General features: G+C 56.0%; 12 protein-coding genes and 1 tRNA gene. 4 read left to right on the top strand and 9 right to left on the bottom strand.

Translation table 11 applies throughout. The annotated features are described in order from the left end of the window. Nucleotides 1-136: 136 nt before the first annotated feature. On the top strand, nt 137-2,170 hold the full coding sequence (paaZ, locus tag C1J05_RS03360; protein ID WP_114872075.1) for a phenylacetic acid degradation bifunctional protein PaaZ: 2,034 nt from the start codon (nt 137-139) through the stop codon (nt 2,168-2,170). A 42-nt stretch (nt 2,171-2,212) separates the two neighbouring features. Then, nucleotides 2,213-3,007, top strand: a complete 795-nt coding sequence (locus C1J05_RS03355; RefSeq protein WP_114869031.1) for a PaaX family transcriptional regulator C-terminal domain-containing protein — start codon at nt 2,213-2,215, stop codon at nt 3,005-3,007. Nucleotides 3,008-3,118: 111 nt separating this feature from the next. Here C1J05_RS03355 and fdhF read toward each other — a convergent pair whose 3' ends face one another. The 5 genes from fdhF to C1J05_RS03330 form a co-directional block, all read right to left on the bottom strand. Continuing rightward, nucleotides 3,119-5,899 carry a formate dehydrogenase subunit alpha gene (fdhF, locus tag C1J05_RS03350; RefSeq protein ID WP_114869030.1) on the bottom strand — a complete coding sequence of 927 codons (2,781 nt, stop codon included), beginning with the start codon at nt 5,897-5,899 and terminating at the stop codon, nt 3,119-3,121. A gap of 3 nt (nt 5,900-5,902) precedes the next feature. Beyond that, on the bottom strand, nt 5,903-7,591 hold the full coding sequence (locus C1J05_RS03345) for an NAD(P)H-dependent oxidoreductase subunit E (protein ID WP_114869029.1): 1,689 nt from the start codon (nt 7,589-7,591) through the stop codon (nt 5,903-5,905). An 84-nt stretch (nt 7,592-7,675) separates the two neighbouring features. Then, complete coding sequence (locus tag C1J05_RS03340) at nt 7,676-8,581, bottom strand: LysR family transcriptional regulator (RefSeq protein WP_114869028.1); 906 nt, start codon at nt 8,579-8,581, stop codon at nt 7,676-7,678. Between the two features lie 121 nt (nt 8,582-8,702). Next, complete coding sequence (gene cueR, locus C1J05_RS03335) at nt 8,703-9,098, bottom strand: Cu(I)-responsive transcriptional regulator (RefSeq protein ID WP_114869027.1); 396 nt, start codon at nt 9,096-9,098, stop codon at nt 8,703-8,705. A 10-nt stretch (nt 9,099-9,108) separates the two neighbouring features. Further along, nucleotides 9,109-11,622 (bottom strand): heavy metal translocating P-type ATPase, encoded by a 2,514-nt coding sequence (locus C1J05_RS03330; RefSeq protein ID WP_114869026.1) that lies wholly within the window; start codon nt 11,620-11,622, stop codon nt 9,109-9,111. A gap of 391 nt (nt 11,623-12,013) precedes the next feature. Here C1J05_RS03330 and C1J05_RS03325 point away from each other — a divergent pair. Continuing rightward, a tRNA-Thr gene (locus C1J05_RS03325) sits at nt 12,014-12,089 on the top strand. A gap of 502 nt (nt 12,090-12,591) precedes the next feature. Here C1J05_RS03325 and C1J05_RS03320 read toward each other — a convergent pair. Continuing rightward, entirely contained in the window at nt 12,592-13,872 is a 1,281-nt protein-coding gene (locus tag C1J05_RS03320; RefSeq protein WP_162797904.1) for a hypothetical protein, read from the bottom strand. 515 nt (nt 13,873-14,387) lie between these two features. On the opposite strand from C1J05_RS03320, the gene C1J05_RS03315 reads away from it, so the two are divergent. Beyond that, on the top strand, nt 14,388-15,095 hold the full coding sequence (locus C1J05_RS03315; RefSeq protein WP_114869024.1) for a DUF6994 family protein: 708 nt from the start codon (nt 14,388-14,390) through the stop codon (nt 15,093-15,095). Here C1J05_RS03315 and C1J05_RS03310 read toward each other — a convergent pair. From C1J05_RS03310 to C1J05_RS03295, 3 genes are all read right to left on the bottom strand, one after another. After that, a complete protein-coding gene (locus C1J05_RS03310) occupies nt 15,092-15,781 on the bottom strand; it encodes a recombinase family protein (RefSeq protein WP_114869023.1) in 690 nt (229 codons plus the stop codon). The two genes, C1J05_RS03315 and C1J05_RS03310, sit on opposite strands and share 4 nt — an antisense overlap. Before the next feature lie 581 nt (nt 15,782-16,362). Further along, nucleotides 16,363-17,613 carry a tetratricopeptide repeat protein gene (locus C1J05_RS03305; protein WP_162797903.1) on the bottom strand — a complete coding sequence of 417 codons (1,251 nt, stop codon included), beginning with the start codon at nt 17,611-17,613 and terminating at the stop codon, nt 16,363-16,365. 413 nt (nt 17,614-18,026) lie between these two features. Next, nucleotides 18,027-19,247 (bottom strand): site-specific integrase, encoded by a 1,221-nt coding sequence (locus C1J05_RS03295; protein ID WP_114869021.1) that lies wholly within the window; start codon nt 19,245-19,247, stop codon nt 18,027-18,029. Nucleotides 19,248-19,280 lie beyond the last annotated feature (33 nt).

The raw sequence follows: 19,280 nt of genomic DNA, 5'->3' as shown, positions 1-19,280 counted from the left end.
ATCCTGCTGAAAAAACAGGCCCCTTCATACGCTTGATCATCCCTGCACCCTTGTCTCTGTGGTTGATTTGAAACTTGCATAAACCGACCGGTTGGTCAATAAAAGAACCTTAAACCGGGCCACGAAGGAACAGACCATGTCACTGCTTGAGGTTCAGAGCTTTGCCGCCGGACACTGGCGCGCACCAGATGCCCATGCCCGCACGATCGAAAACGCGGTGACGGGCGCACCGATGGCCCTTGCGGGCAATGACGCGCTGGATGTGGCAGGTATGCTGGATTATGCGCGCACCAAAGGTGGACCCGCCTTGCGCGCGCTAACATTTCACGACCGCGCTCGCATGATCAAGGCACTGGCCCTGCATCTGGGCCAGCACAAGCAGGCGCTATATGACCTGTCCTATGCCACTGGCGCCACACTGGCCGATCACAAGATCGATGTGGATGGCGGCATCGGCACGATGCTTGTCTTTGCGTCAAAAGGGCGGCGCGAAATGCCCGATGCGCAGGTGTATCTTGACGGACCGGTCGAACAGCTTTCGCGGCAGGGCAGCTTTCTGGGGCAACATATCTGCACGCCGCTGCAAGGTGTCGCGATCCAGATCAACGCGTTCAACTTTCCGGTCTGGGGCATGCTGGAAAAACTGGCGCCTGCCCTGCTGGCGGGCGTTCCCTCCATTGTGAAACCGGCCACGGCCACATGTTATGTGACCGAACGCGCGGTGCGGATCATGCTCGACATCGGCATTCTGCCCGAAGGCGCTTTGCAACTGGTCGCAGGCGGGCTGGGTGACATGCTGGATCATCTGACCTGTCAGGATGTAGTCGGGTTCACCGGTTCGGCCGCCACGGCGCTGAAATTGCGCAGCAAACCGCATCTGTTACAAAACAGCATCCGTTTTGTCGCTGAGCAGGACAGTCTGAACGCGTCGATCCTGGGGCCGGATGCCGCGCCCGGCACGCCTGAATTCGATCTGTTCATTAAAGAAACGCATCGCGAAATCACCACCAAGGCGGGGCAGAAATGTACCGCGATCCGCCGGATCATGGCCCCGCAGGATCACGTTGACGCGGTGATTGCGGCGCTTTCGGACAGGCTGGCGGGAACCGTGATCGGCGATCCGGCACTGGACAGCACGCAGATGGGCGCACTGGTGTCGAATGCTCAGAAACGCGATGTGCTGCAACAGGCCGCCCTGATCGGCCAGGAGGCCACACGCGTGTTCGGCGACCCCGACGCCGTTGCCGTTCAAGGCGCGGATGCAACCAAAGGCGCATTTGTACCACCAATGCTGTTTCACTGTGATGATCCCGACATCGCGCGGCATGTCCATGACACGGAAGCATTCGGCCCCGTTTCAACGATCATGGGCTATCGCGATACGGACCATGCGATCACGCTGGCCAATCGCGGCGGTGGCAGCCTTGTTCTGTCAGTCATCACCCGCGATCCGGATATGGCCCGTGCAGTGGCCACAGGGGCCGGAGCGCTTCACGGACGGATCTACTTCAACAACCGCGACAGCATGGGCGAAAGCACCGGACACGGATCGCCGCTGCCCCACATGGTGCATGGCGGGCCGGGCCGCGCCGGCGGTGGTGAGGAACTGGGCGGCGTACGCGGTGTCATGCACTATATGCAACGCACCGCCATTCAGGGCAGTCCCGACATTCTGACCGGGATCACCGGAACATGGGTGCCCGGCGCAGCCGAAGCAAAAGCGCCCGCCCATCCCTTCACGCGCACATTTCATGAACTGGAGATCGGCGAAACGATCCACACCAGCGCCCGCACCGTGACGCTGGAGGATATCGAGCATTTCGCCCGTTTTACGGGTGATACGTTTTATGCGCACATGGACGAGGATGCCGCCAAACGAAATCCGTTCTTTCCCGGGCGCGTTGCCCACGGATATCTGCTGTTGTCCTTTGCCGCCGGTCTGTTTGTCATGCCCGATGAAGGGCCGGTGCTGGCCAATACCGGATTGGACAACTTGCGGTTCATGAAACCGGTAGAAGCCGGGGATGCCATCAAGGTGCGTCTGAGCGTGAAACAGAAAACCCCGCGCAACGAAGACTATGGCGAGGTGCGCTGGCACGTGACCCTGACAAATCAGGATGACGATCCGGTTGCGGAATACGACCTTTTGACAATGAACGCCCGTCACTAGGGCACGCTTGGCCTGCGGCGCCCGGCGCGGTATAGCCTGCCTATGTCCGCGTATTTCGCCCCGCTTGTCCAGATCCTGACCGCCGGCCAGACCCACAGGGTCTGGTCGGTTTTGATCACCGTGTTCGGCGATCTGGCACAGGACCCCGGCCAGTGGATCAGTGGCCCGACCCTGAACAGCATCATGACCGAAATCGGGATCAAACCCGAAGCGACACGCGTGGCTCTGCACCGGCTTCGCAAGGACGGCTGGATCACCAGCCGTCGCGTCGGACGGCACAGTGATTATGGCCTGACCGATCAGGGGCGCGCGCGAAGCGTCGAGGCCAGCCCGCGCATTTATGGTTCAACAACCGCGCAATCGTCTTGCTATCTGGTGGTATCGGAAACCGGCGATCCGCCCCCTGACGCCACCACAGACAAAACGGGCGCACAGCAGGTGTTGTGGATCACGCCGGCCCTTGGACTGACGGTGGATCGTACAGTCGCGCGCGACAACCTGATCCTGCCAGTGCCGCAGGACAGGCCGTTACCGGACTGGCTGCGAAACCGGGTGTGCAGCGAACATCTGGTTGCGGCCTCTGTGCGAACCGAAGCCGCGCTTGGCGATCTGCGACAGGCGCTGGACACCGCGGTAGAGCTGAACGCTCTTAAGATTTCGGTTTTGCGCGTTCTGGTCGTTCATTCCTGGCGGCGCATTATCCTGCGGGCGCCTGATCTGCCCGATGATGTTTTCCCGGCAGGATGGCGCGGCGCTGAATGTCGTCGCATCACGGCCGCACTGCTGGCTACCCTGCCCCGACCCGATCTGGCGCAACTGGATGCCAAAGCGCCTTAAGCACGCGGATCAGGCGCGGCCAATACCAGCGCTTTGAAGACGCCGTAGCGTGATCGCTGCCGTTGAAACGGGGCAGCGCAACCTGTTCAGGGTTGCCCTGCCCGCCACTTGTCACTCGGCAGCGACCTGAGTGTCCGCCGCTTCGACCCTGACCGCGGAAAACTTGAACTCCGGAATTTTGCCGTAGGGGTCCACCGCCGGGTTCGTCAGGATATTGGCCGCCGCCTCGACATAGGCAAAGGGTAAAAACACCATATCCTCGGCAATGGCGCGGTCTGCGCGCGCCATGATCTGGATCGACCCGCGCCGCGTCGACAACCGCAACATCCCGCCCGGTTCCACGCCCAGACGGCGCAGGGTCTTGGGGTTCAGCGAGCAGTTCGCCTCGGGTTCAACCGCGTCCAGCACCTTGGAGCGGCGTGTCATCGATCCGGTGTGCCAGTGTTCCAACTGGCGACCCGTTGTCAGGATCATCGGATATTCTGCATCCGGTGCCTCGTCGGGCGGAATGACGGAAGCCGGGGTAAATTTCGCTCGGCCACCAGCACGCGGGAACCCGTCACCAAACACAATCGCCTGCCCCGGATCGGTCGGCGAAAGCGATGGATAGGTTACGGCATTTTCACCGCTCAGACGATCCCATGTGATGTTGTTCAGCGACTTCATGTTCAGCTTCATTTCGGCGAACACCTGATCGGGGCCAGCGTAATCCCACGGCAGGCCCAGCCGTTTGGCCAGTTCCACCTCGATCCACCAGTCTTCGCGCGCATCGCCGGGGGGCGGCACTGCGGGGCGGCCCATCTGGACCTGCCGGTTGGTGTTGGTCACGGTGCCTGATTTTTCGGCAAAGGCGCTGGCGGGCAGGATCACGTCCGCATAATTCGCGGTTTCGGTAATAAAAACATCCTGCACGACAAGATGGCTGAGCTTGGCGAGCGCATCACGCGCATGTTCCACATCGGGGTCCGACATGGCCGGGTTTTCGCCCAGAATATACATGCCATGCGTGTTTCCGGCATGCACGTCATCCATGATCTCGGTCACGGTCAGGCCTTTTTCGCTGGAAAAATCCTCGGTTCCCCAGACTTGCAAAAAGGCCGACCGCACGCCGTCATCCGTGACCGGCTGGTAATCGGGCAGGAACATCGGGATCAAACCTGCATCCGAAGCGCCTTGCACGTTGTTCTGCCCGCGCAAAGGGTGCAATCCGGTTCCGGGGCGGCCCACCTGCCCCGTCATCAGCGCCAGCGATATCAGACAGCGCGAATTGTCAGTGCCGTGAATGTGCTGGGAAATGCCCATTCCCCAAAAGATCATGCCCGCTTTGGCACCGGCAAAGGTGCGGGCCACATCGCGCAAGACTTCGGGCGCGATACCGCAGATTTCCGACATCTTTTCAGGGGTAAAGCCTTTCAGGTGTTCCTTTTCGGCCTCCCAGTTTTCGGTATAGGCCTGAATATACTGTTCGTCGTAAAGCTTTTCTTCGACGATCACGTGCATGATCGCGTTCAGCATCGACACATCCGCGCCGGGGCGGAATTGCAGCATATGGCTGGCAAACCGGCGCAGGCCGACGCCGCGCGGGTCCATCACGATCAGCTTGCCGCCGCGTTTGGTAAACTGTTTGAAATAGGTTGCGGCAACGGGGTGGTTTTCAACCGGATTCGCCCCGATGACGATCGCCACATCGGCGTTTTCAATCTCGTTGAACGTGGCGGTCACTGCACCTGATCCGACATTTTCCATCAACGCCGCCACCGAAGACGCATGACACAAGCGCGTGCAGTGATCGACATTGTTGTGGCCAAAACCCTGCCGGATCAGTTTCTGGAACAGGTATGCCTCTTCGTTGGTGCATTTGGCGCTGCCGAACCCGGCAACCGATTTGCCGCCATGTTCGGCCTTCAGCTTTTTCAGACCATCCGCAGCAAAACCCAGCGCTTCGTCCCATGTTGCCTCGCGGAAATGCGTCTGCCAGTTGGCCGGATCAACATTCAACCCTTTGGCCGGTGCGTCCTCACGGCGGATCAGCGGTTTGGTCAGGCGGTGATCGTGGTGGATGTAATCAAATCCGAACCGCCCCTTGACGCACAGGCGGCCTTCGTTCGCGGGGCCGTTGATGCCTTCGACGAATTTGATCTTGCCGTCCTTCACCTTGAGTGACACCTGACAGCCGACGCCGCAGAACGGGCAGACGCTTTCGACTTCGCTGTCGTAATCCGCACTGTCGCCGTGCTGGTGTTCATCCACAACGGTCGCGGGCAGCAATGCGCCTGTCGGACAGGCTTGCACACATTCGCCGCAGGCCACACAGGTGCTATCCCCCATGGGATCGGCAAAATCGAATGTCGGATAGGAATCGTGGCCGCGCCCCGCCATGCCGATCACATCGTTTACCTGCACTTCGCGGCAGGCGCGCACGCACAATCCGCACTGGATGCAGGCATCCAGATTGACCGACATCGCCACATGCGAATTGTCCAGCAGCGGAATGCGCTCTTGCTCCAGCGCGGGCAAGCGGCTTTCGGACACGCCGTTCAGTTCGGCCATATCCCACAGATGCGAGGACCGGTCATGTGCCTGTTCGCGCGGCGGCTGGTCGGCCAGCAGCATTTCCACCACCATCTTGCGCGCATTTTCCGCGCGGGCGGAATTGGTGGTCACAACCATGCCTTCTGCGGGTTCGCGAATGCAGGATGCCGCCAGCACGCGTTCGCCTTCGATCTCGACCATGCAGGCGCGGCAGTTGCCGTCAGGGCGATAACCGGGCGCGGGTTTGTGGCACAGGTGCGGGATGACCAGACCCCGGCCATTGGCCACCTCCCAGATTGTCAGGCCGGGCTTGGCTTCGACCTGTTGGCCGTCCAGTGTGAAACGGATTGTGTCGGACATGGCTCAGACCTCCTCGGGGAAGTGTTTGATGGTCATACGGATCGGGTTGGGCGCCGCCTGCCCCAGCCCGCAGATCGAGGCATCGCCCATGGCAACACATAATTCTTCCAGAAGCGGCTGATCCCAGGTGTCGGCCTGCATCAGCTTCACCGCTTTTTCGCATCCCACGCGGCAGGGCGTGCATTGCCCACAGCTTTCATCTTCGAAAAACCGCAGCATGTTCAGTGCGGCAGCTTTGGCGCTGTCGTGATCGGACAGAACCACAACTGCCGCCGATCCGATGAAACTGCCCAAAGGCTGCAAGGTGTCGAAATCCAGCGGCACATCATTGATCGATGCCGGCAGCAAACCCGAAGACGGGCCACCGGGCTGGTAGGCCTTGAAACTGTGCCCGTCGAGCATGCCGCCGCTGGCCGCGATCACGTCCATAATCGTCGATCCGGCAGGCAAAAGGTACACGCCCGGATTTTTCACGCGGCCCGATACCGAATAGCTGCGCAAACCTTTGCGTCCGTTCAGTTCGGTTGCCGACAGTACCTCGGGTCCTTCGCGGCAGATGCGCGCGACCCAGTGCAGGGTTTCCACGTTATGCACCAGCGTCGGGCGGTTGAACACACCCACCTGAGCGACGAAAGGCGGGCGATGTCGCGGCAATCCGCGCTTGCCTTCGATGCTTTCGATCATCGCGCTTTCTTCGCCGCATATATAGGCCCCGGCCCCACGGCGCAGATCAATATAGCCCGGTTCAACGATGCCAGCCTGTTCCAGCGCCTGAATTTCCTGCGCCAGAATATGCAGTACCGCCGGATATTCATCGCGCATGTAGATAAACGCAGTATCCGCCTCGACGGCCCAGGCGGCAATCAGCATGCCTTCCAGAAACAGATGCGGTGTGCGTTCCAGATAGTAGCGGTCCTTGAACGTACCCGGTTCGCCCTCGTCTCCGTTAACGGCCAGATAGCGCGGCCCGGCATTGGCGCGCACAAAACCCCATTTCTTGCCCGAAGGAAAACCCGCGCCGCCCAGTCCGCGCAGGCCCGAGGCCAGTATCTGTTCCTGCACCGCTTCCCAGTTGCCGCCCGCGCGCAGGGATTTCATCGTTTCATAACCACCCGCCGCTGCATAGTCGGCAAATGTTTCGTAGTCCGGGATATGTGCGTGTGTATCATGCGCGGCGATGGCGGCCTGCACCTTTTCCGGCGTGGCGTGATCGATATGGGCATGCCCCAGTTCCAATACAGGCGCGGTATCACACCGCCCCATGCACGGCGCGCGCAGCACGCGCACTTCGGTCGGGTCCAGCCCGTCCTCCAGCGCGGATTTCAGTGCCTGCGCACCCGCCAGTTCGCAACTCAGGCTGTCGCAGACCCGGATGGTCAACGCCGGTGGCGGGGTTTCGCCTTCCTTCACGACATCGAAATGCGCGTAGAACGTCGCGACCTCATAAATCTCGGCCATCGAAATGCGCATTTCCTCGGCCAGCGCCCGCAGATGCGCAACGTTCAAACAACCGTATTTGTCCTGAACAAGGTGCAGATATTCGATCAGCAGGTCGCGGCGACGCGGCGCATCGCCCAACAGCGCGCGCACGTCTTCCCATGCCTGATCGTCCAGTTGGCGGCCCTTGGGCGTGTGACGCCCCTTGCCCTTACCCGATTTCCAGATGCCCGGTTTGGATTCGTGTAGTGTCATGCGCTGATCTCCCTTGACGGGACCATATCTCAGGTCAGCGCGATAGTTTCCAATACATTTTCAAGAATACGTGATTTGATTTCATTATAATGCATTGCGCACGGCAACACGCAAAGCCCGCACCATCGGCAATTCCGGCGTTTGTTCCTTGATCGACAGGCCCACTGTATGGGTCACGACCGGATCAACCAGATCGAACTGTGCAGTTGATTCAAGGGCAAGGAACGTTTCCGCAACGGCCGTCGGCGCGATCGTTGCGGCGTTCCCGCTGGCCACCTGTGCCATGACGGCGGTAAAGCCTGTTGCCTGCATCACCACTGTCGGAACGGCAGAGACCTGCGCAAAAATAGCATCGATCAGTTGCCGGTTGCGCATATCCGGAGTGAGCAGACACAAAGGAAGCTCTGCCACTTCAGACCATGAGACTTGGGTCTTTCCCGCGGGAACCAGCGATGCAGGCGCGATCAGCACATAGCGTTCTTCATAAAGTTTCACGGTTGTTTCGGGGTCGGCATCCTCAAAATACATGATACCGGCATCCAGCGAAAAATCGTTCAGCCGGATTTCGATCTGGCGGGTGGACAGCGAATGAATTTCGATTGACAGATCGGGATGAAGGCGGCGCAACTGCGAGGAGACATGCGCGGCAAAAGGCATCGCAGTCGGGATCACACCCAGCGTCAGTTTGCCAAACAGATTGTTGTTCAGCGCATCAATGTCCTGGCGCAACCCTTCCACGTCATCCAGCAGTTTGCGGGCCCATTTCAGAACAACCTGACCTTCGCGCGTAAACCCGACAAACGTGTTCCCGCGGCGAACAAGAGGCAGCGCGAACCGGTCTTCCATTTTGCGGATGCGCGTGGAAAACGCAGGTTGAGAGATGCCGCAATCCGCCGCCGCACGCGAAAAATTCTTGTGTCGTGACAGGGCCACAAGCAGTTCCAGATCGCGTAGATCCGGCATCCCCCCGCCAAATTTCCGTTTTGCCATTGCGCCAGCCTGTTTTGCCCTGCGTAAGTTAGGTTTTTCTGCGCTTTTTCACCAGCACATTCGGGACTGTGGCAATGGGGCGGTCACGCCAGAGGCATCTGGCGAACGGCAAACGCCCCCTCTACCGCGTCGGGAGCTTTTCCAGCGTCTCCAGAATCGGGCAATCGGGCCGTTGGTCGCCCGCACATTCACGCACCAGATGTGACAGCGTATCCCGGATCGTCTGCAAATCGGCGATCTTGGCTTCGATCTGGGCAAGATGTTCCTTGGCAATCGCACGCACGTCCGCGCTTGCCCTGCTTTGATCGTCCCAGAGTGCCAGCAATGTACGGCAGTCTTCTATTGTAAACCCAAGGGCGCGGGCACGGCCCAGAAAGGCAAGTTTGTGCATGTCGCGTTCGCGAAAGCTGCGGTAGCCATTTGCGTCTCGCAGCGGCGAAATCAGCCCGATTTCCTCGTAATACCGGATCGTTTTGGCAGGCAGACCGGCGCGTTTTGATACGTCTCCGATATTCATCGGCTTCCTCCTATTCGGCGGCGGCTGCGACAACAGAGCCTGTCGGACCATCTTTGGATCGGGTCTCGTCCAAGGCAGGCGCGATCCAGCGCAGGCGCAGGGCGTTTGTCACCACGAACACGCTGGACAGGGCCATTGCGCCCGCCGCCAGCGCCGGCGACAGCATCAGCCCGAACACGGGATAAAAGACACCCGCAGCAACCGGGATCAGCAAGGCGTTGTACCCGAATGCCCAGAACAGGTTCTGACGGATGTTGCGCATGGTACGCTGGCTGACATGCAGGGCGTTCACGACACCTTGCAGGTTGCCTGACATCAGCACGACATCGGCGGCTTCAATCGCGACGTCGGTTCCAGTTCCGATGGCGATGCCGACATTGGCGGTTGCCAGAGCGGGGGCATCGTTGATGCCATCGCCGACAAAGGCAATTTTACCCTGCCGGTCTTTCAACTGCTCAATTGCCTCAACCTTGCCCTCTGGCAGCACTTCGGCAATCACCGTGTCGATGCCCAGACGGCCTGCGATAGCATGGGCCGTGGCGCGATTGTCACCGGTGATCATCGCCACGTTCAGGCCCAGATCATGCAGGGCAGCGATGGCGTCTGCGGTCCCGGATTTGATCGGATCGGACACGGCAATAACAGCTGCAAGGCGCCCGTCAATCGCGGCATATAGCGGCGTTTTCCCGTCTTCTCCAAACCGTGCGCCAATGCCGCGCGCCGCATCAAGGGATACCCCTTCGCGCTTCATCAACCGGTCCGCGCCGACCAGAACCCGTTTTCCATCTGCTGTCGCACTGATGCCATAGCCGGTGAGCGAGGTGAAGTCTTCCACCGCGACCAGAGAGACACCGTCTATTCGCGCACGTCGCACGATGGCGGCCGCAATCGGGTGTTCCGATTTCTCCTCGACCGAGGCGACAACGGCGAGCACTTCGGCTTCGCCGAAACCCTCCATCAACGCAATATCTGTAAGCTCCGGTCGCCCCTCTGTGAGCGTTCCGGTCTTGTCCAGCGCAATGGTTTTCACGTCATTCAGTGCTTGCAGCGCGTCACCCTGCCGGAACAGAACGCCCAGTTCCGCAGCCCGTCCGGTGCCGACCATGATGGATGTGGGCGTTGCCAGACCCATTGCACAGGGGCAGGCGATGATCAGAACCGCCACCGCCGCCACCAATGCAAAGCTGAGCGCGGGATCGGGGCCAACCAGCACCCAAGTCAGAAAGGTAAACATGGCAACACCCATGACCGCAGGCACAAACCACAGCGTAATCCGGTTCACAAGATCCTGTATCGGAAGCCTGGCGCCCTGCGCTTCCTCGACCATGCGAATGATCTGGGCCAGCATTGTATCGCTGCCGACCTTGGTAGCGCGAAACATCAGCGCCCCGGTTCCGTTCACCGTTCCGCCGACCACCTCGGAATCGACCGGTTTTTCAACCGGCACCGGTTCGCCGGTGATCATGCTTTCATCGACATAAGAACCGCCCTGGGTCACGACCCCGTCGATTGCGATTTTTTCACCCGGCCGCACCTGAACAAGATCGCCGACAACGATATCATCAACAGACAGTTCGATCAGGCGACCGTCCCTTTCGACTTGCGCGGTTTTGGCGCGCAGGCCCACCAGCCTGCGGATCGCCTGACCGGTGCGGCCTTTTGCGCGCGCCTCAAGATAGCGGCCCAACAGAATAAGTGTCACGATCACGGCAGCCGCTTCGAAATAGACAACCCGCGTTCCATCCGGCAGCAACCACGGCGCAACCAGGGCCACTGTGGAAAACCCCCATGCTGCGGACGACCCCAAAGCCACAAGGGAATTCATATCGGGCGCGCCTTTGAACAGCGCCGGAAAGCCGTTGAGGTAAAAATGCCGGCCCGGCCACGCCAGAACGATTGACGTCAACACAAACTGAATGGTCCAGCTTGTGTTCATTCCCAGTACGGACATCACCCAGTGGTGAATGGCGGGCACCGCATGGCTGCCCATCTCAAGAACAAAAACCGGCAGAGTCAGAACTGCCGCGATAACCGTCATTCGCTTAAGGTTGGCGGTTTCTTCAGCCTTCCGGTCGGTCAGCGAACGGTCAGTGCCCGGCGCATCTATCAATGTGGCAGGATACCCTGCGGCGGTTGCAGCCTGCGCAATGGCCCCGGCGGGCACCGATGTGCCCAACACCTGAACGATTGCCTGTTCCTGCGCCAGATTGACTGATGCAGAAACCACACCCGGCATTGCCGCCAACGCCCGTTCCACCCGCCCGACACAAGACGCGCACGACATGTTTTCAACGGCAAACCGGTATGTTTCCACATCGGCCGGGTATCCGGCACTTTCAAGCGCAGACGCGGCCTGATCTGCACTGAACGTTTCATCAACATCCGTGCAGGCCGTTTGCGCCGCAAGGTTCACGTGAACGTTCTGTACGCCCTTTACAGCCTGCAATGCCTTTTCAGCGCGCCCGACACATGAGGCGCAACTAAGGCCGTTCAGGCCGAATACCAGTGACTTCTGCTGTTCCACAACGGGACTCCGATCATAATCTGGCCTCTAGATAGGGGTTCCAGTTACAGGAAGGTCAAGCCCGTGGCCCCCGAAAACTTCAAACCGGCGCGGGCCGATCAAAATTTGGCAACCCGCTTTGCCTGAACCGTGAAAACCCCAATACATCAAAGTCCGATACGCTGTGACAGCGCCAGCAGTGCCCGCCTGAACCGCATGATCCAGCCACTCAAAACGGCAATTTCAACGCGCTTGTTTCAATCGCATCAATCGGTCTTGCATCCTCTCATTTCCTCGCATAATAGAAGCTCCGCAAGCGTCGGGATTCTGTCATCCAATTGCACCGCAATCAAATGACAGGGCTTTCAAAGCTTGCAAAAAAACCACGAAAGCGACAGTGTTTTCTCGGTTTGCCCCTATAGCTCAGCTGGTAGAGCAACTGATTTGTAATCAGTAGGTCCGCGGTTCGAGTCCGTGTGGGGGCACCATAAAATCAATAGCTTACCCGATTTTCCAAGCTTACAATCGATTGTTAGGACGCGTATAGGACGCAGGATTATACCTTCCATTTTCATCCCGTAAATCACAGTTGAATGGCAAATGTCTGTTAATCAATTGGTCGTAGGTTCGATCCCTACCGCCGGAGCCAAAAGTTTCAAGGGCTTAGCGCATTATTCGCTAGGCCCTTTTCTTTTTGATTTTGGTCTAGGACGCAAATAGGGCGCAGCGCGATGGTAAGTTCCGGTATCTTTCGGGAGGCCAACCGATGTGTTTTCTACGAAGACTTTAAAAGGGGCTCAAATGTGTTTGGCTACGAGCCCTTTCTTCCATAGGTTTTGGATACGGTTAATTCGCGACACAATGGGGCGTTGCAATATTGACGAATTCCGCGCCGAGGAACGCCAGACGCGCGCACTGGGCAGCTTGACCTCTTGAAGCTAGCGAATATGGCTCCGCGCGCGGAAAAACCGCCCCCCCGAGCCCAGAAGTTTAGACCCGGCCTAACTGGCGTCGCGCATATTCGTAGCGACGCGTGACCACGTAAATACTCCTGTCACTCTTGAGCGTCCTAAGAACAGCCGACTTTCCTGTCGCCAATCGTCTTACTGTGTCTCGGAGCGGGTCTCCGGGTGACAGGGCGATGCGCTCCCATCTCGCCAAATTATGGATCAGGGTCGTCGCAATAAACGGATCATTGGAGGCCGCGACAATTGCCGCACGTAATTCCTCCGGGGTGGCATCAAGCTCGTGGGGTTCGACCCAACCCCAAAGGTTCTCAAGGACTTTGTTCAACGTATCCGCAGCTTCTCGGGCCAGGTTCGATGACGCATTCCTGAAATCAGCGAAGCTGTTGTACGTGGAGCGCGTATGGGCTGTGCTTCTATAACCGGAAGGAAATTCAACTTCGAAGCGAATTCTACGGTTTGTTTTTGCGTATACCCGAAGCTGGCGTTTTCGGGTCAAGTAGATTGTGGCGCTTTGTGATTGAAAAGAGACTTCACGGGTTGTTCGGTCGATGTCCTTTTTGGTAACCCGCATTTGCTTTGCCACGCGCGGTAGAAAGTGCGTCAACGTGTCGACAAAAGTGATCGGTGTGGGGTGATCGAACTCCCAGTAAAACTCAATGTCACCTAGCTTGTACTCCGCCGGATCAAAGACGGGACCCTCGTTCTCATTAGGCTGTAACAAGCCATTCTGGATCAGGGCATCGCAGAACGTAGCCAGTGTGCCGGCCACGTGGTCTTGAAGGAACTCTTCAAAAGGCTTGCTCCGGGCGAGCTTGTACCTGCTGGCGTTGCCAATGATCAGATTGTCGCACGGGATCAGTGGCTGTTCTTCGCTCCACCAATCTGGTTGCGGTTCTATTGCATTTGGGAAGCCTCGCGACGCCATCCTCCGTGTTCCTTTCGCCAAGCGGATGACTGGATGGAGGGACTGGACGAACCTGGTCAGGTTCCAAACGCCATCGATTTCTATCGAAAGACGCCGGACCTGACTTTCGCTGACAGTAACTCCTTGGAGTTGGCCTACAACGGTCCCATGAATTAGAGGTCTAAGGCCAATCCCACCAGGACCACGACCAGTTCTCCGGAACTGCAAATAAAGTCTTCGATAGTCTTGTCTGTAACTGCTGTCTTGAAACCAAGGGATCGATACACCCTGAGCGGTCTGCACCTCAAAGCCTGACAGATTGGACCAAAGCGCAGAAAGTTCGTCACGAGCGCCTTCTGTTGTCCACGGTCCTACTTTGAGTTCGAGCCGATCAATCATGGCAGTTTCTTGCGAAACACGGGTTTCAACGTCGAGAGTTGGCAGAAACCGGCTCCTTTGTGTCATCTGTTATGTCCCCTATTACGGTCTTTACTAGGAGGACGCCTCCAAGGGACCTGTCAAGACGATACCTTGAAATCTGTTATGTACTCGATGAACCTTCGAAAAGTGCCAATTTCGCCAATTTGGCGTCTCGCCGCCACCTTTATTGAAGTGATCACGATTTGCTCAAGCGTCATGTTGTGTTACTTAGCCTACTAATTGTGCAACTTAGCCTACCAACGCTGGCAGCGCGCCTTTCTTTGCAAATCGATGGGCGTGGAACGTGAGCTTTGCGGAACAAGATAGAGCGCATCAGGGACTGCACAGAAGCGGAAGGCGAGCCGAATGAAAATGAATTTCTGGCGCAACCGAACTGAGGAGCAAGTGCATTGAACTCGGGGCAGAACAAAGACTTGTCGATCAGACAGGTCTATCGTCCTAGTAGTTCGTGAACCGTTGAATGGAGCCAATGGATGGGGATTAATACTCAGTTTTTCATGTTTGAGGATACGCCATCTGGCAAGGATCCTGACAAGTACAGCCCAACTCTTCGTCAATATCACCAGCTTTTGTGGAGCAAACCACTTCCTAGCGGTACGGAATTCAAACTTCAGGATGAACCGGGAGGATACATTTATCACATTTCAGAGGTTGGTGAATTCCGCCTAAGCAGTGATGCGATCACTAACACCCATAGCCACGTAGGAAAGATGGCGCCGATAACCTCTCAAATTTCTAAACACGAAATGGGTGAATTCTACAACCTCGGCAGCACGATTGGTGGATACATCGTCTTTCCCAGAAAGATGGTCGATAAAAAGCAGAACATTAATCAAGCGCGTGGCTGTAACGTAAAGATCAGGGACAGGATCGACCTGACACTTGAGTGTATCCGCCGCTACTACATTGGTGAAGCTAGTCCGCTTTCGGAAGTTCTGAGAAGATATGAAGATTTCTTTGCGTTGTTCGAAGATTTTAACGGCTACGTAGACTTCTTTTTATTAAACGATCTAATTGAGAATGGTTCGATCAATTTTATGCTGCCGTTCGACAACTTTCAAAGAGATGGCTACCCGCTCGACGTTGCCGAGTACCAAGAATACATGCGAGCCACGATGAAACTTTTACGGAGAAGAAACCGCAGAATAAATCTTTCATTACCAACGGTCGTGACGCGTTAATTCGACGCCAATGTTAGACCCCTAGGGTCCCCAATGGAAAGAACTTCTATGCGTCGTACAAGTCTTTGGACGGTGGTCGGATGCCATCGACCTCCCGAATAAGCTGCAACACCATCATAATTGAGCCTATCTGCGATCTTGCGTACCGACAGTCCTTCAGCTTTCATGTTCGCGATTGTCGGCGATAGTCGCAAGGCAAAAGTGTCAGCGGCATGTTTGTGCTTCGCTGCTAGCATCTTGCCGGTTGCGCCTAAAACGACGCCACGAGCCTTTGCCGCGCGCAGCGCAACTTTCGTGCGCTCACTGATCCGACGGCCTTCTTCCTCTGCCATTGCGGCGTACACGTGCAGCATGAACTTGTCCGCGTTGGGCATGTCCGCCGCACGAAAATTTACGCCCGCTTCGATAAGGCCGGAAATGAAGTGTACATTCCTGGCCAACCGATCGAGTTTAGCGATCACAAGGGTTGCTTTTGATTTCCTACAAATTTCGATTGCAGACGCTAGTTGCGGGCGATTATTCCTTTTGCCACTTTCAATCTCCACGAACTCTTCTGCGATCCTGCCCCCTGCTGATTTCGAATAGTTAAGTACCGCTTCCCTCTGAGCCTCGAGGCCAAGTCCGCTTTGCCCCTGCCGATTAGTGGATACGCGGATATAGGAAACAATTTTGGTAATTTCTGACATGGTGTGCTCCTGCGGATGTTGGTTCGCTTGTGCACACCACCTGGTAACCTCCTGTACCTATTGATAGGTTTGGGTAGCAATTTTTTGGGTTCGGCAACAAATGGGCAAGAAAACCGCGTGATTTTCTTGGTTTTTCCCACAAACATGGAGTTTTTCGTTACAATCGATTGTAGGATGCGTACCGGGTACGGTTCGTGGACGCCACATAACACGTTTTATCCATATAATTCATGAGCTTAAACCTATATGTGATACAAATCGAAGATACGCCATATGTAGGGGGTAAGCTTCGGGACGGTACTATCCAAGAAATAGGCCTATAGTTTTGTTATGTGCCATTTTCCGATTTACTGTCCATCGCTCGACTAATATCGATGTGGGGGCATCGTTTTTTGCAGTTGTGAAATGTGGGGCCCACATTCTGTCGGAACGGTCACTAACTGTTCGACCGTCAAACTGGCCGCTCGCCATAGCCCAACCGAATGTCTCAGTTGCGGAACGAAGCAGACAATCGCGTCGTCTGGGCATAGCAGGCCCAAGCCCGGCTTACGGACAAAGCGTAGTCTGATGCAGAGCAAGGTTTAATCAAGGCAACCCGCAAGTCCGAGGCTGACACATTTTCGGGCGCGGACCTGCGCTTCCCGGATTTGCTGTGAAGTCATCCGATCCGCTACTTCGTCACGTTTCGTTGCCGCGAAGTCGGTCTCACCTAACGTGCTCGCGGTGTTATACAGTGCATGCGCCATGACGAGATTTCCACCGCCAAGTTTTCCTTCTGCGTAAAGTCTTGCCACAGTCGCCATAGAGTTGTGGTCGTCCCGGTTTACAAGCCAAATGATGGCCCAGTCCTCGGCGTCTCGTTGAGTGTCAGGTGAAATGCGCAGAACCTCTGCGTCGATAAGTTTGTACATTAATCGCCTTTGCGCCTCGATGTTGCCCGCAACCGCTTGATCCTCAAGTAAATAAATCACAGCAACTTTGGCACGGTTCGCCTGCGCAAGGGATTTTTCCGTACCCTGCCCACGTTCATAGTACCTTGCAATATCTTCCGCCGCGTTTGGATCGCCACCCGCCATGGCTTCTTCTGCCAGCGCGAAACCGCGTGCGTAAAGTTCCTCGGCATAAGCTGGGTCTTGGATTGCCCCATTCGAACCGTCTTCGTAATAGTCTGCAAGCCTCATGACGGCTGGGTAGTACCCGGCATCTGAAGCAGTGGTAATAAATCGGATAGCATCGCGTCGATCATATTTTCCGCCCAGAGCCTTTTGCAAAGCCTTAGACGGATTTTTGCGATAAAGCTGAGTGATCAGATACCCGAAGTGGTTTTGGGCGGCTGGATGCCCTTCAATTGCTGCGGTTTCGAGGAAGATGATGGCCGTATCGAATGCTCCAATGGCAAGCAGGTCAAATAGTTGGTAGTTTGCCTCGATACGTTCTGCCTCATCTACCCCGTGGGTTCCCGGATTAATGACAGCCTCGAGAAAGAGTTTAATAGCCGTTTCATTGTCGGCGCGGTCTACAGCAGCAAAGGCCTTTTCCATCACCGAAGAAGAGTTTTGGCCAATCGCGTAGATGGGAAATAGGACAAGAATGAAAATGAAAATGAACCGCATGATAAGACGACCTCGGAACAATAGTGCTACGTAAACACGGAACGTTAACACAATTAGCTGATTTTCAATACATTCTTTGACTTCAGTTTGTCGCTTTAAACTTCGATAGCTGATGCCGACCGAAAAAAGTTCTCGTAATTCCGCGCGATTATTTGACCGTTTCGGGCACTTACCCGTCATTCTCTGCACCACGCACGAACGGCAGGTTTGGAATTTCACGCCATTCGTTGCACGTCGGATAAATTGGTTCTGATTGGGACAAAGCGGCAGTTCGCTGCATCCTCGCGAATGTCAGCTTCCAGTTACCGTCTGAATGCAGTGACTACGTAATTTTTTTTGGCAATCGATTGCCTGACTTTACTCGGCTATCCCGAAACTCCAAAATTGAAGAAAGTTCGTAAAATACACGGTTTCCTCGCTTGAAATACTCAGGTGGCTCACCTTTGCTCCTTCGATTGCGCAATGTTTGCACTTCAAGCTTTAGAATGTTTGCCGCCGCGACTTCGTTAAGTTCATCGTTGGACGTGTGAATGGATTGACGTTTGACTGGTGGCTTCCTTTTTTCGAATTCCTCTTTTGTGACCCATTTGGGTTTATTCCGGTTTGTCTTCGGGTCCTTCGCCCATATCCGTTTAAGTTTCATTATTTAATTTTCCTAACAGAAAGGTTTTCTCAACTCGATCGCCGGACGTTTCCAGCGCCGCTTGAGTAAGAGCAGATTTGGCGTGAATATATCGCATCGTTGATCGGATACTTTTATGTCCGCCAACGGCTTGCGCGGTCGCTATATCGTTGGCAGCTGCAATGTCCGATAATACGTTGTGACGAATATCATGAAGCCGGAAATTTGGAAGACCGGCACGGGTTCGAACTCGTTGCCACGTTTTCTTGATGTCTTTGATTGGTTCGCCCTTTTTCGAGCCGGGAAACAAAAATACCCCCGATGAACGCAACTTTAGCTCAACAAGCCACTCAAGCAGCGCTCTGGACATTGCTTGTTTTCGATCACCTGATTTCGCTCCGATGAAGGCAACCGTTCGTCGTTCTAAATCTACGTCATCCCACTTCATACGCATCGCTTCGCTTCGTCGGCTTCCTGTAAAAAACATGAACAGTATTGTGTTTATCGAGGCCTCAGTAGCTGGGCGCTCAAATCGGATTTGATGTAGGGCATCTGCAAGCCGCGCTGTCTGTTCTTCACTCAATAGCCGCTCTACCTGATGTTCTGTGTATGGTTTGACGCCACTTGCAGGGTTTGGCTTCTCTTGGAACAGGCCGTTTTCATTTGCCCAATTGAAAAGCCGCTTGATGAAAGCCAGCACACGATTTGCAGCATATGGTGTGTCGGAAAGCGAACGATGAACATCAAGAACATCGTTTCTTGAAATCGCAAGCAATGGCTTCCTGCCTACCCCAACCTCAATGTAAGCCCCGTAAATCTGTTTGTAGTTCCTTACCGTCGTTTGGCGTAGGTGATATAGCGCATGCTCACGCATGAACCGCTCGTACAGCTCGTTCAGTGTGAGGCCGTGCCGTCGCTGCGCACGTTCTTCCGCGGGGTCTTCTCCTGCTGCGATGTTGTTCAAATGCACCGCAGCAGTTCTTCTAGCCAAAGAGACACTCATGTCGGGAAAATTGCCAAGCTTATACTTTTTCTCGACGCCGTCGGCATTCCGGTACCGCAAGAGAAAGCTCATATTGCCCACGGGTGTTACTTTGAGTTTCAACCGCGGCACATCGGTATCCGCAACAAGGTAGTCCCGGTCTAAAAGGGGCAATTTTTCGATGAGCGACCCGCTCAGTCTAACCTTCTTAGGCGGCTTTTCAGGTGGTTTTCTTTTGGTAATCGGCATAATTGATATTGCGTCCTAGGACGCGTATAGGAC

The sequence above is a fragment of the Sulfitobacter sp. JL08 genome (assembly GCF_003352045.1).
Lineage (GTDB): Bacteria > Pseudomonadota > Alphaproteobacteria > Rhodobacterales > Rhodobacteraceae > JL08.
This window is presented reverse-complemented; position numbering and strand designations above follow the sequence as displayed.